Origin of the sequence: Marinomonas sp. PE14-40, from assembly GCF_051623805.1 — a bacterium.
Lineage (GTDB): Bacteria > Pseudomonadota > Gammaproteobacteria > Pseudomonadales > Marinomonadaceae > Marinomonas.
Genome location: NZ_CP130700.1, coordinates 4,700,895 through 4,714,955, shown reverse-complemented (window position 1 = coordinate 4,714,955; position 14,061 = coordinate 4,700,895). Strand labels below are relative to the sequence as shown.

The 14,061-nt window shown below is 40.5% G+C and carries 11 protein-coding genes; 6 read left to right on the top strand and 5 right to left on the bottom strand.

Translation table 11 applies throughout. The features are described from left to right. Together Q0A08_RS21820 and gcvA are read right to left on the bottom strand one after the other, a co-directional pair. Positions 1–816 carry an enoyl-CoA hydratase-related protein gene (locus Q0A08_RS21820; RefSeq protein WP_438463618.1) on the bottom strand — a complete coding sequence of 272 codons (816 nt, stop codon included), beginning with the start codon at positions 814–816 and terminating at the stop codon, positions 1–3. A gap of 299 nt (positions 817–1,115) precedes the next feature. Then, positions 1,116–2,024, bottom strand: coding sequence for a transcriptional regulator GcvA (gene gcvA / locus Q0A08_RS21815; protein WP_438463617.1), 909 nt, complete (start codon positions 2,022–2,024; stop codon positions 1,116–1,118). Positions 2,025–2,209: 185 nt separating this feature from the next. Here gcvA and Q0A08_RS21810 point away from each other — a divergent pair, with 185 nt between their 5' ends. From Q0A08_RS21810 to Q0A08_RS21790, 5 genes are all read left to right on the top strand, one after another. Beyond that, positions 2,210–3,079: a 3-hydroxybutyryl-CoA dehydrogenase gene (locus Q0A08_RS21810; protein WP_438463616.1), complete on the top strand. Its 870-nt coding sequence runs from the start codon at positions 2,210–2,212 to the stop codon at positions 3,077–3,079. A gap of 3 nt (positions 3,080–3,082) precedes the next feature. Further along, positions 3,083–3,940 carry an enoyl-CoA hydratase/isomerase family protein gene (locus Q0A08_RS21805; protein WP_438463615.1) on the top strand — a complete coding sequence of 286 codons (858 nt, stop codon included), beginning with the start codon at positions 3,083–3,085 and terminating at the stop codon, positions 3,938–3,940. A 241-nt stretch (positions 3,941–4,181) separates the two neighbouring features. Beyond that, the gene (locus Q0A08_RS21800) at positions 4,182–5,381 is read left to right on the top strand and encodes an MFS transporter (RefSeq protein ID WP_438463614.1); all 1,200 of its coding nucleotides are present in this window, start codon (positions 4,182–4,184) and stop codon (positions 5,379–5,381) included. Positions 5,382–5,499: 118 nt separating this feature from the next. Then, positions 5,500–7,941, top strand: coding sequence for an EAL domain-containing protein (locus Q0A08_RS21795; protein WP_438463612.1), 2,442 nt, complete (start codon positions 5,500–5,502; stop codon positions 7,939–7,941). Positions 7,942–8,179: 238 nt separating this feature from the next. Beyond that, positions 8,180–8,926 (top strand): SDR family oxidoreductase, encoded by a 747-nt coding sequence (locus Q0A08_RS21790; RefSeq protein WP_438463611.1) that lies wholly within the window; start codon positions 8,180–8,182, stop codon positions 8,924–8,926. Between the two features lie 98 nt (positions 8,927–9,024). On the opposite strand, the gene Q0A08_RS21785 is transcribed toward Q0A08_RS21790, so the two are convergent. The 3 genes from Q0A08_RS21785 to Q0A08_RS21775 all read right to left on the bottom strand — a co-directional run bounded on the left by Q0A08_RS21785 (position 9,025) and on the right by Q0A08_RS21775 (position 12,107). After that, positions 9,025–10,410, bottom strand: coding sequence for a TRAP transporter large permease (locus tag Q0A08_RS21785; RefSeq protein ID WP_438463610.1), 1,386 nt, complete (start codon positions 10,408–10,410; stop codon positions 9,025–9,027). A gap of 4 nt (positions 10,411–10,414) precedes the next feature. Continuing rightward, positions 10,415–10,933: a TRAP transporter small permease subunit gene (locus Q0A08_RS21780; RefSeq protein WP_438463609.1), complete on the bottom strand. Its 519-nt coding sequence runs from the start codon at positions 10,931–10,933 to the stop codon at positions 10,415–10,417. 106 nt (positions 10,934–11,039) lie between these two features. Further along, the gene (locus Q0A08_RS21775; protein WP_438463607.1) at positions 11,040–12,107 is read right to left on the bottom strand and encodes a TRAP transporter substrate-binding protein; all 1,068 of its coding nucleotides are present in this window, start codon (positions 12,105–12,107) and stop codon (positions 11,040–11,042) included. Positions 12,108–12,358: 251 nt separating this feature from the next. On the opposite strand from Q0A08_RS21775, the gene Q0A08_RS21770 reads away from it, so the two are divergent. Continuing rightward, entirely contained in the window at positions 12,359–14,020 is a 1,662-nt protein-coding gene (locus Q0A08_RS21770; RefSeq protein WP_438463606.1) for a long-chain fatty acid--CoA ligase, read from the top strand. Positions 14,021–14,061: the final 41 nt, after the last annotated feature.

Here is a 14,061-nt window from a genome sequence, read left to right as displayed (position 1 = left end):
TTAGCGTCCTTTATATTCTGGTGGGCGTTTTTCTGAGAAGGCACGAGAGCCTTCGAGGTAGTCCTCTGAGTACAGCATTTTTTCGAAAAGAGGCAGGTCACTTTCCTTTTTCCAAGCTTTTCGTGTTTGCACAAACGTTTCTTCAACAGAAAGAGACACAGATAAGGCCATGATCTCTTTCATGGCTTGTAATGGTAGTGGTGCTGATTCAGCAATTTGCGCTGCCATTTCATGCGCTTTTGCAAGCACTTGATCCGGCTCTAACACATGGGAAACTAGGCCATGATGTTTGGCTTCTTCCATGCCCAATTTGCGACCTGTCAGAATGAGTTCGGACGCTAGATTGTAAGGTAGGCGCTTAGGGAGTTGCTGAATACCACCGCCATCAGGCAAGAAACCTAGCTTGGCTTCCGGTAACCAAAATTCAACGTCTTTTGCTGCAATGATGACATCAGCGCTGAGTAGCATTTCAAAACCACCACCAATGGCACTGCCTGTTACAGCAGCAATGACAGGCTTCTTTAGCCCCCAGAATTCACTCATACCACCTAGTCCACCTGGACCTAAATCGTAATCTGCCGATTCCATTAACTCATCACCTTTATCAGCGAATTCCTTTAAGTCCCAACCGGCACTAAAGTAGCGACATTCTGCATTGGTGATAATACCGACATATAAATCATCATCGTCTTGTAGACGCTTAAAGGCCTGATAAAGATCTGTGCTAGTCGCAAGATTAATGGCATTTACCGGTGGGCGGTTGAGGGTTATTTCTAACACTCTTCCAATTTTTTGACAGCTCACTGATTGGGACATAGTGATTTCCTAAGCGGGTTAACTTTACGCATTTGCTCAAGATGATTTGAGTATGCTTCTTTTTATGCCCCGATTCTGCGCTCATGATTGAGTGAGTGTAAATTGATTAAAATATGATAAAAGGTTAAAAAAACTAACCATTAGGGAAATGAAAAACCTCATCTAAAAACTTACTTCTAAGAGATTATGGTGCTAGAACAAGACTTAAAGGAGAGAAATTGAAATGATAAAAGGAGAGTGAAAGGAGAATAAATACGTAAAAGTAAGAGGATAAAAACGTATTTTTAACCTCTAATTCTTTATTTTCTGACAATAAAACTTGAATCTTCACCTATTTTTTGGGTTAACCAATCATTAAATAACTGTATTTCAGGCTTAGGATTTTGCTGCTTAGGGTGCACGCTATACCAGCTCCCGACCTCCATAACAGAGAAATCAAACGGTCTAATAATTCGTCCTGTTTCTAAATCTCGCTTGGCAAAAGATTCCCTAGCCATGACAACTGAATTTCCTTCATAAACCATTTCTAAAGCTTGTAAATAGTTATCGACCACAGGCCCTGAGTCGATAATATGAGGATCAACACCCGCTTTATCTAACCAAGTTGGCCAATCATCTGGCGCTAGCTCAACAGTAATTAAATCTAACTTAGCAAGGTCTTCTGGTTTTTTTAATTTGCCTTCGGCGACAAGTTTAGGAGAACAAACAGGGAAGATCTCCATATCAAACAAATAGGTGTAATCTAGATGGGACCATGACTTATCACCCATTATGATGCCCACATCCACGTCATCCTTATCAAAGTCCACATCCACGAATGAGATGGATATCCGCACTCTGATATCAGGATACTTCGCTTGGAAGTCATTGAGCTTAGGAATCAGCCACACAGTGCCAAAAGTGACATAGGTCTGAATGGTGAGGGTTTTTGTCTTGTTAGCGGACTTAAGACTTGCAACAGCTTCTGTAATATTGTCAAAGCTATCGTTAATCACTGGGTATAAAAACTCGCCCTGTTTCGTCAGGCTAATAGAACGCCCATTTCTCTGAAACAAAAACACATCTAACTCTTGCTCTAATTGCTTGATCTGATGACTGACAGCCGAGTGCGTCACACAAAGTTCATCGGCAGCTTTACGAAAGCTTTTGTTACGAGCAACGGATTCGAAAACTCGTAAGGATTTAAGTGAAGGCAATTTTCTATTCATACTTAATTCACATGTCTAAAAAGATTTTTGAAATTAGGCTAAAACTAGACGAATTATTCAAAAAAATAAACTGGTTAGTTTTTTAGACCATTTATAGAATTATTTTCAATTTACTCCCTCCTTGAAGATGATCACACTCAGCAAAAAAATAACTAGAAAATAAGTTTTATCTATTGGAGGTATAAATGCAGATCATAGAGGTAGGTGTCATAGGTGCTGGGCAAATGGGTAATGGTATTGCTCAAGTCATAGCTCAAGCAGGCTACAAGGTTAAGCTATGTGACTTAAACGCCGCAGTATTAGAGACCGCCCTATTCACGATTAATAAAAATCTAGATTTTTTAGTGAATAAGGACAAAATATCTCAAGAGCAGAAAGACATTACTTTAGCGCGTATCGAATGCCATCAAGACCTTTCTGCATTATCCAACTCAGATTTGGTGATAGAAGCCATTATTGAGAATGAAAAGATCAAATCTGATTTATTCAAACAACTTGATGGGATCTGTAAAGATACCTGTATTCTTGCCTCAAATACCTCTTCTATCTCCATTAGCAAGTTAGCCAGCGCGACCCATAGGCCAGAGCGTGTTATTGGTTTGCACTTTATGAACCCTGTACCTCAGATGAAACTCGTTGAGGTGATCCCAGCATTGCAAACTCAGCCTGATATTTTCAATCTTTGTTTTGCCCTAATGGAAAAGTTAGAGAAAAACCCGGTAAAAGTTGACGATATTCCAGGGTTTGCGGCGAATCGCATTTTGATCCCTATGATAAACGAAGCCATCTTCTGTCTTTATGAAGGGGTTGCCAGCGCCGAAGAGATAGACACCATTAGCCAGCTTGGCATGAGCCATAAAATGGGGCCTTTAGCATTGGCTGATTTAATCGGTTTAGACACGTGTTTGAGCATAATGGAAGTCTTGTACGATGGTTTTAAAGACAGCAAATATCGCCCTTGTCCACTGCTTGTGAAGATGGTGAGCGCGGGTAGATTCGGCCGTAAATCAGGCCAAGGCTTTTACGCTTACCTAGATAAAAAAGTGCAGGCCTAACCTATGCAAACACCTCTAGCTAATAAAGAGTTTGATCACACTAACACTATAAACGCCTTGGCTGACAAGTTTGAAAATATTCGCTTAGAATGCCTTGAAACTGGCATTTATCAGATCTGTATTCATAGGCCTAAGATTTTAAATGCACTCAACCTGCAATGCCTTGAAGAATTAAATACTTGCTTAGATCTAATAGATAGCAACCCTGATGTACGTGTGCTTCTTGTCACTGGAGCGGGTGATAAAGCCTTTGTTGCCGGAGCTGACATTGCTTATATGAAGCAATTAAGTGCCCAAGCAGCAGAAAACTTCTCTGCCTATGGTAATCAAACCTTTAGTCGTTTTAGTCAACTTAAAGTACCTGTCATTGCCATGGTAAATGGCTACGCCTTAGGTGGTGGTTGTGAACTCGCCCTCAGCTGCGACTTCATTATAGCGTCAGACAAAGCCTGTTTCGCTCAACCTGAAGTTAACCTTGCTATCTTGCCTGGTTTTGGTGGGAGTCAGAGACTAACCAGAAGGCTTGGTCTAAGCCTCGCCATAGAGCTGGTTATGACGGGTCGTAACATCAAGAGTGATGAGGCATTAAAACTAGGCCTTGTGAACCATGTTTATCCTGCTGATAGCTTAAATGAGGCAGGACTTGAACTAGCTAGGGGTTTAACTCATAAAAGCCCTTATGCTTTAGCTGCAATAAAGCAACTTATGCATCAAGGGGAAAATATCCCCCTTGATCAAGCGCTTAAATTAGAAAGTCAGTCCTTCGCTCTCACCTTTGCGGGTAATGATAGAGAGGTGGCTATGCAGGCCTTTCTTGATAAAAGCCAAGCTAGCTTTCGTTCCCTCCAGAAAACAAGCTAATTAGCTTTCAAAATCCTGTAAAAGAGAGTGACTTTGGAGTATCAAGCCCAGCTTGATACTCATTTTTTTGCCTTACTTTGATTCAGGCACAAGCACTAATCTAATAACTTTCCCTACCTTATTAAAGCTAGCTATCAAGCTGATAGAAAAACTTAATCAAAAATTTGGCCTTCACCCCTTTACCTCAAGTTAACTTGAGCTTTTATGCTTGGCACACTTTTATCAATTCGAAGGACGCCCTATGCCATTCAAGTATGTTAGCTTTTTATCAGGACGTTTTTTTGATGGCATTTCTTCTGGCATGTTTATGCTGGCTTTACCTTGGATCATGCTAGAAGAAACACAAAGTGGCAGTATAGTGGCACTGAGCACTTTAGCCTGTACCTTGGCTTCTTTTAGTTTAAGTCCTCTTTTATCCACTTTAATCGATAGACACTCTCGCAAAGCCATTCTATTTATCACACAAGTTATCCAGGCTCTGACCGCATTTATTGTTCTAATTGCTTTCTTTTATCAAGTAGGCAATCTCACCACTCTGATCTTTGCTCAGCTGGTTTTTTGGTGTTCAAGTGATTTAGCTTGGAAAACAAATAACGCCTTTGTGCAAGAAAACTTTGCAGCCAATGAGTACCCTAAAATTACCAGCTATCAAGAAATTATCATGCAGATAACCACGCTTGGAGCAGGTGCTACTGGCATAGTATTACTAGCACAATGGGGTATGCAGGAGTTCGCTGCAATTGCTTTTATCGCTTCTTTTATGGGTGCTATTAGCTATGGTGTTATGCCCTATCAAAGAAAGTTACGCCTTCAACATGAAGCGAGCTTTATAAAGCAGGTCATTGAAATAAAGGAGATTTTCTTAAAACAAAAACAGCTAATGAGTTTTCTAGCCCTTTCATGCCTTTCTTACCCTGTGCTCACATTTTTAGTGAAGTTAGTGCCTATTTATTTCTATGAGCAAGGCTATACCGCAAATTGGTTTGCTGCATGGAAATTAAGTTTTGGCATAGGTGCGCTTATTTCGGGACTAATTATCCGCCAACTGCTTATTAAGTATTTACCTGAAAAGCTCATGATAGGCTGTGTTTCATTGATTGCTTTAGCCCTCTTTGCCTCATCCTTATTTAGCGCAGCCTGGGTCATTGTTGGCTTTGCACTTTTTTTTGGCTTATTTAATTCAGTAAATCGTATTAGCCGTATGAATAAAATGCACCATGAAATAGCCCTAAACGAGAGAGGCCGTATTGAAGGTGGGCTACATATGTTTAGTACCTTTATTCAAAGCATCAGTTACATGCTGATTGCCCTGCTCAGTCATTATGATGCGACCCAACTTGGGTTTAGTATCGCGAGCCTGGTCATGCTACTTGCTGCCGTTTTTATGCTAAATCTTTATCAGGGAACACAAAAATTAATCGATGTTAGTGAGAAGCTTTAAACGTAACTAATTATCGAAAACACCTCCCTTTTTTAAATTAGGGATTATACTTTTCTATGCGATCAAAAAACGACCAATCAATTTTAGGTCAAACGGTCTCTGAAAAAAGGATAGTCCCTTGAAGAAAATCTCTATAAAAGCACTCTTTATTCTGCTCTCCCTTTCCTTGATATATATACCAAGTGCCTTTGCATTAGAGAAAGTAACCTTACAGCTTAAATGGAAACATGCCTTTCAATTTGCAGGCTATTACGCAGCCAAAGAAAAAGGCTTTTACAAAGAAGCAGGGTTAGATGTCAATATCATTCCCGCTGTACCAGGACAGGATATTATCTCACCTGTAATAAACGGTTTCGCTCAGTTTGGAGTAAGCACAAACTCACTCTTACAAGCCCGTGATTCGGAAAAACCTGTTGTTATGTTAGCCGTAGTCTATCAACACTCTCCGGTGGTACTGCTCACCTTAGAAAAGGATATGACAAAAGGCATTCATAGCATTCAAAACCAAACAGCCATGTTAGAAACTAAAACCGCTGAGATTGCCGCCTTTTTAAAGCAAGCTAATATCGATATCGAAAAAATGACTCTGCTCAAACACAGCTACAATCCACAGGATTTAATAGACGGTAAAGTAGAAGTGATTTCAGGCTACAGTATTGATGAGCCTTTCTTTTTAGAAAAACAAAACCTCTACTATAAAACCTTTAATCCAAGATCACTTGGTATCGATTTTTATGGGGATAACCTATTCACGTCTGAAAAAGAAATAAAAGAGCATCCTGAACGTGTAAAAGCCTTTAGAGAGGCGAGCCTCAAAGGTTGGAAATATGCCATGGATAATAAAGAAGAAATTATCCAAACTATTTTAAGAGATTATCCCACCAGCTATACCTATGAATTTTTAAGCTATCAAGCTGAAACAATGGAGGACCTTGTTCAACCAACCTTGGTAGAAATGGGTTATTTTAGCCACGACAGATGGCAGCACATTGTTAACATTTATCAGCACTTAGGAATGCTAAGCAAAGGCTTTGATCTAGATAAGTTTTTATACGATCCAGCCCCCAGTGTTGGCCTCGCATTCTTCTATAAAGCCCTTGCCATTGCGGCAGCTATTCTAGTGTTGATAGCCGCCGGTCTCATTTATGTCCTTAGCATTAACCGACGCCTTGATCATGCATTACTTGAGAGCCAAGAAGCGAAGGAGATCATCTGGAAACAAGCTTATTTAGACCCTTTAACTAACCTTTCGAACCGTCGTAACTTTAAAGGCAGAATACAAAAAGCCCTAGAAAAAGCAGAAGCGAAACAAACAAGAGTCGCCCTCTTATATTTAGATTTGGATGATTTTAAAGCGATTAATGATTTTCATGGCCATGATGTGGGTGATAACTTACTGGTTGAAGTTGCCAATCGTCTCTCTCAAGTCATCAGTAAAAAGCGTAACATTTACCGTTTAGGAGGCGATGAGTTTACCATCATCATTGATCAGTTTGAGGATAACGCCTATTTAGAAGCCCTGTCTCAAACCATTCTTGATCAGTTAAGTGCGCCTTATTGCCTTGAAAAAGATAAGCTTTATATCTCAGCAAGTATAGGAATAAGCCTTTACCCAAAACATGCTAAGAACAGTGACTCACTTTTACGATATGCCGATGAAGCCATGTTTTCTGCTAAAGCACATGGCCGAAATCAATATCAGTTTTTCACCCAAAAGTTACATCAAGACATTCTTTATCGTATGCAGGTGATCAGTGATTTAAGATCCTCCTTAGAAAAAGAACAATTCGAACTTCATTACCAGCCTATCGTCGTACTCAATACAGGAGAAATAAAAAAAGCAGAGGCTTTGATTCGTTGGAATCACCCCATCCATGGACTCACCATGCCTCTAGAGTTCATAAAAATCGCAGAAGAAACCAGCCATATTATCGACATTGGTGATTGGGTCTTTAAAACCGCCAGCAAGCAACTTAAGCAATGGCGCAGTGAGATAAACCCAGATCTGATAATGAGTGTTAATACCTCTCCAGCTCAATACCAATACAAAACCAGCACTATGGACTCTTGGTTTGAACACCTTCAAACTCTCGAATTAGACCCTCATGCCATCATCATAGAAATCACTGAAAGCATGATAATGAAAGAGAACAGCCATATTGAAGAAAAGCTTATGCAGTTTGGCAATCAAGGAATCCAAGTCGCACTGGATGACTTTGGCACCGGCTACTCTTCTTTATCTCATCTCAATAAATTTGATATTGATTTTATTAAGATTGATCAGACTTTTATCAGCCACTTAAGCATGCATTCTCAGCAATTAGAGTTATGTGAAGCCATTATTATCATGGCGCATAAACTTGGCTTGTCTGTCATTGCAGAAGGCATAGAAACAGAGGAACAAAGACGCTTATTAATGAAAATTGGCTGTGATTATGGCCAAGGTTATTTATTTGCAACGCCTATGCCCAAAGATGATTTTGAAGACTTATTAAGATCAAGTAGCTCATCTCAAGCTCAATTTCGCATTATGTCGTCCAAAGATAAGAACAAACAATGAATTTGATTTAACCTCTTTTAGTCAGATTAAAGTGAAAGTAAATGATTGTAGAACAGTCAGTTACTTTAAACCCTAAAATAAAAACGAAAACATTCGCCCTAAGCCCTACTTATGGACTATTTTGTTAATCATATGAACTGGCTAACATAAGCTTGTCCGCTTACTTTTTGAACAACACTAGATAAGGTAAAAAATAACCACGGCCTTACTCTTTAGTCTATCAATAGGAGAAAATCATTTGGATATTAATAATAAAGTGATTGTTATTACTGGCGCTGCCCGAGGTTTGGGCTTGGCTATGGCTGAATACCTAGCTGATAAAGGCGCTAAGATTGCCCTTGTCGATATGGATTTCGAATCTGTAAACCATGCCTCTTCCATGATTACAGACTCAAAAGGATACGTCTGTAATGTGGCAAATGAATCAGAAGTAGAACAAGTTTTTGAACAAATTAAGAATGACTTTTCACGCATAGATGGTCTGGTCAATAATGCGGGAATTCTCAAAGACGGATTGTTAATCAAGTACAAAGACGGTGAAATGAATAAGATGTCACTTGACCAGTTCCAATCTGTGATAGATGTGAACCTAAGTGGTGTTTTCTTATGTGGACGAGAAGCAGCCTCTCATATGGTCAGATCAGGACAAGGCGGCGTTATAGTCAATATTTCTAGTATTAGCCGTGCAGGTAACTTTGGGCAAACCAATTACAGTGCTGCCAAAGCTGGGGTTGTCGCCATGACAACAGCTTGGGCACAAGAATTAGCCAAGTTTGATATTCGTACTGGTGCTATTGCGCCGGGCTTTATCGAGACTGAAATGACGGCACAAATGCCACAGAAAGCCTATGATATGGCAGCGCAAATGTCGCCTCTTAAACGCATGGGCACACCGCAAGAAATCGCCCAAGCAGTGTCATTTATTTTTGAAAACGACTTTATCAGTGGTCGTGTCATTGAGGTAGATGGCGGCACTCGTATCTAACAACCGTCATAAACCAGATAAAAACAAAGGCCGCTACTTGTAAAAGTAACGGCCTTTCTTATTTTTACCTCTTTATAACGATTTACTACCTGTGCAAATTAGCGATAGATCGTGGCAGGAAACCAGTTTACTAAGGCAGGAAATAAGAGAATGATCACCAAACCAATCAACTGCAATACAATAAAAGGGAAGACCCCTTTATAGATAGTTGAAAGCTTAATATCTGGTGGGCAAACCCCTTTCAAATAGAATAATGCAAACCCCACGGGAGGAGTTAAAAAGGAGGTCTGTAAGGTTACAGCCACCAGCATAACAAACCAGACCAACTCTGGATTATCCAATACCTCATAACCCTCAATGGCAATGTCTAACGCACTGATAACGGGTGCGATTAAAGGTAATACGATCAGGGTAATCTCGATCCAATCAAGAATGAATCCAAGTAGAAATATGATTGCCAATATAAATAGGACGATACCATAAGGACCAAAAGGTAAAGAGGTTAGAAAGGACTCAATAAATTCATCTCCACCAAGCTCTCTTAATACCAAGGCAAATAAGGACGCTCCTATGAAAATAGCAAAAATATAACCACTAACATTAAAGGTATTATGCAGGCATTCTTTAAAAACAGACCAAGACAAACGCTTATTCATAAAGGCCAATAAGGTCGCTGCTGCAGCACCCACACCAGACGCTTCGGTTGGCGTCGCAAACCCTGCAAATATACTACCTAGTACCAGCAATACCAGCATCATGGTAGGCAAAGTGGCTTTAATCACCTTAATCCAAATGGCTAAGGTAACAGGCTCGGTCTCTTTCGGTAATGGAAATGCTTTAGGATTAAAGTAACCACTTATCAAGATATAGCTTATGTATAGGGCGCCAAGTAAAAGACCCGGAAAAACAGCCCCCATAAATAGGTCGCCCACCGACAGACCGATTTGATCGGCCATAATCACCAGCATGATACTAGGCGGAATTAAGATACCTAGTGTCCCAGAGCTGGCGATGGTACCGAGGGCGACTTGATCCGAATACCCTTGCTTTTGCATGGCTGGCAAAGAGATTACCGCCAGCAATACAACCGACGCACCGATAATGCCTGTTGATGCCGCCAAGATAATACCTATCAAGATAACAGTAATGGCAAGGCCACCTCGTACTCTTCCAAATAACTCTTGAAAGGATTTCATCAGGTTTTCAGCGGCACCCGATTTATCCAGCATGTTGCCCATAAAAATAAACATGGGCAAGGCTACTAGAATCCAGTTATCCATGATTTTGAATACCCGGTTTACCACTAAACCTAAGGTTAGAAAATCAATGCCAGTAAAGGTGTCTAGGTATAAATCTGAGTAGTAACCAGCAATAGCGAATAATACGCCAACGCCACCTAATACCCATGCAACAGGGAAGCCTGTCATTAAAAGAGCAATGAAGCTTGCAAACATTAATAAGATCAAAATTTCATTAACTGGCATCTGCTTATTCCCCTCTTATTAATAAAATGAGTTCACGATAAAAACGGTTTAGCACAGCCAAAACCAGTAAACCGATACTCAGGGGAATGACGGCTTTAATGATCCAACGGTAAGGTAATCCTGCCGGTGCGGCAGAGCTTTCCATGGTTCTAAAAGAGTCGTAAACAAAATCTAAACTATGATAAAAAATTAAGCTCAAGAAAGGCAGTAAGAGAATTAATATGCCGGTTATCTCAATCAGGTGACGCGTTCTAGCGCCAAAATTATTATAAAAAAGATCCACTCTGACATGGGAATCCTTTGCTTGGGCATAGGACATGCCAAACATAACCCCAGTGCCATAGAGATACCATTGCAACTCTTCCAAGGAGATCATGCCAGCATGGAAGCCTTTTCTGAGAACAACTTGGAGAATAATGGTAACGATTAGAATTGCGTAGCAAGTTGATATCCACTTGCCTAAGGTTAAAACCCAGTTATCGATATGATCAGCAACAACAAGGGCTTTCACATTTTGATTCATTAAAACGCTCCTTATGCAGATAAAAAAAAGCCACTTTAACCTCTATGCGACCAGCATAAAGAAGGAGAAAGTGGCGCAAATGGAGAGGTTACTTAATCATGGCCCCCTAATTTCTAGGGATAAAGGCCCTTTGTGCCCAGACAGCGTAGTTCTCGCGGAATTGAGAAAGATCTTTGTAAACAGTGTCAAAGGTGGCATCTTGAGATTGCTCGATAACCACTTCATCCCAAGCCTGATTGAAGCTCTTTAGCATGTCATCGGACCAAGTGTGTATTTCGACACCACGCTCATTTTGGTTTTTGATCATGGCTTCAAATTGAATAAATTCAGACTCAGCAATAGAGTTAGTGATGGAGGCTTTACAAGTAGCAGACACCTGAGCTTGTTGACTTTCAGTCATCTTATTCCAGGTTTTATTATTGATTAGTAACTCGAATAAAGTAGCTTGTTGATGCCAACCAGGGAAGTAGTTATGTTTTGCAATTTTATAGAAACCAAGTAGTTGGTCTATCGCAGGTTGAGAGAACTCGGTGGCATCAATTGCACCTTTTTCTAAAGCACCAAAGATTTCACCACCAGCAATTAGCGAGGTTGATACACCTAGCTTTTGCATCACTTCACCACCCAATCCAAAGAAGCGCATATTTAGCCCCTGAAGGTCGGATACATCATTAATTTCTTCCTTAAACCAACCAGAAGTTTCTGGTGAAATAAGGGCGCATGGTTCAACATGGACGTTGTAACCTGCGTCATCATACATTTTTTGATAAAGGTTTAGACCGTTACCATAGTAGAGCCAAGCCATAAATTCTGGCGCTTCTGGCCCAAATGGAATCGCAGAGAAAAGGCTTGCTGCTGGCATCTTTCCAGCCCAATAACCTGCGGTTGCATAACCTGAGTTAATTTTGCCACTAGACACAGCGTCTAAGATTTCCAGTGGCGCAACAAGCTTACCGGGCTCATAAATTTTCATTCGTACACTGCCTGCAGAAATAAGAGGTAACTGCTCTTCTACCCATTTAATCGGCGTACCTAATGCCGGTAAGTGTGACCCAAACGCAATCGGCGTTTTTAGCAATATCGGTCTCACCTTGTCAGCGGCATACACACTTGCTGAGGTGGCGGCTAAGGTAAATCCTGTGGCAAGCGCCATGGTACGAATATACTTCTTCATAGTATCTAGCTCCGGTATTTTTATTCTTGTTTTATGCCTCAAGCACACGTTAATCAGGTGCTGACAAGGCTATTTTGTACCCAGCCACTATGATTCCAACGCTAAAAGAAAACTATCCATCATTAGTAGGAGAAAAAACGGTGGTGCTTATTCTTAATAGCTCCACCTAAAGTAGGATATTGGGAGAAGAGTGAAACAGGTTAACTTGTTGCTAAAATCACAAACAATAAATATAAGAGAGTGAATAGATTATGCCTGACCATCAAAGCGCTATGATGCCCACCCCATTACTCACCAGTGATATCATTGAAAATGCCATTCTACGCTATCCAGAGCAGAGGATAGTGAGCCTAATGCCAGATGGTAATAAGCACGAATATACCTATCTTGACGCCCATACTCGTATCAAGAAACTCGCCAATGCTTTAACCAAATTAGGTTTTAATAAGGGCGATAGGATAGGTACTTTAGCCAACAATCACTATCGTCATTTTGAGCTTTATTACGCCATTGGCGGTTCTGGCGCTGTGATACATACGCTTAACCCTAGGCTCTTTGAAGAACAGTTAGAGTACATTATTAAACATGCAGAAGATGAGTATATCTTTGTCGATCCTTGTTTTGTTCCTCTTTTAGAAAAGATTCAATCACGGATTCCCAAGGTAAAAGCCTTTATTATTAATTGCGCTGACTCTGACATGCCCAGTACTCAGCTAGCGCCTGTTTTCTGCTATGAAACATTAATTGAAAACGAGAGTAGTCACTTTGACTGGCCTAACCTCAAAGGCACTGACAATTGTGCGTTGTGCTATACATCTGGGACAACTGGCAACCCTAAAGGCGTCATTTACGACCATCAATCTAGTATCTTACATGCCATGATGAGTGGCTCTAGCCAATTTTTAAGCTTTAATGAGTGGGACATCATAATGCCAGCTGTGCCCATGTATCATGTAGTGGCATGGGGCATTCCTTACTCCGCGCCGCTATTTGGTTGTAAATTAGTTTTTTGTGGCGATAAGTTGGATGGTGAATCTCTTTATCATTTGATTGATTCAGAGCAGGTCAACAAAGGCTTTGGTGTCCCCACTATTTGGCTTGGCTTACATAATTATTTAGACAGTCTTAAGCAAGATACTGAATTTGAGCCAAGCAGCCCTATCCCTAGTTTAAAGATGGTGGGAGTGGGTGGCGCAGCCTCGCCAACCAATCTGGTAAAAACCTATGCCGAAAAATATGATGTTTATTGGATGGGACTTTGGGGCATGACTGAAACCAGCCCTTTGATGAGCGCTTCTGTTAACTCCCCTAGTATTCAAAAACTAGACCCTGAGAGCCGTTACCACTTACAATCTTCAGCTGGCAAAGCTATGTTCGGCACTCAAATAGAGATTTTTGATCTAGATAATCAAGTGCTTGCACACGATGGGATACAACAAGGCACTTTAAAAGTAAAAGGCCCTTGGGTGCTTAAAGAGTACTTTAAAGGTGAAGGCCAAGAGAACTTTGAAAATGGTTGGTTTAACACAGGGGATATTGCGGTTATTAACCCTGAAGGCTATTTACGCATCGTCGATAGAGCGAAAGATGTTATAAAGTCTGGTGGAGAATGGATAAGTTCCGTTCAACTAGAAGACGCAGCATTAGAGTATTCAAGTATTAATGAAGCCTGTGTAATTGGGGTTGCTCACCCTAAATGGGATGAAAGACCCATTCTGCTGGTCACAATAAAACCAGGCAAAATATTTGAACAAGAAGCCTTACTTGCCATATTAAAACAAAAGGTGGCTAAGTGGTGGTTACCCGATGCCATTTTGCAGCTTGAATCATTACCCCACACAGGAACAGGTAAGTTAAAGAAAATAGACTTACGTAATGAATATAAAAACTATTTAGTCGACAAAATACAATAACAATAGCGAGGTAAAATACATTGCCTCTAGCACAAAAGTTT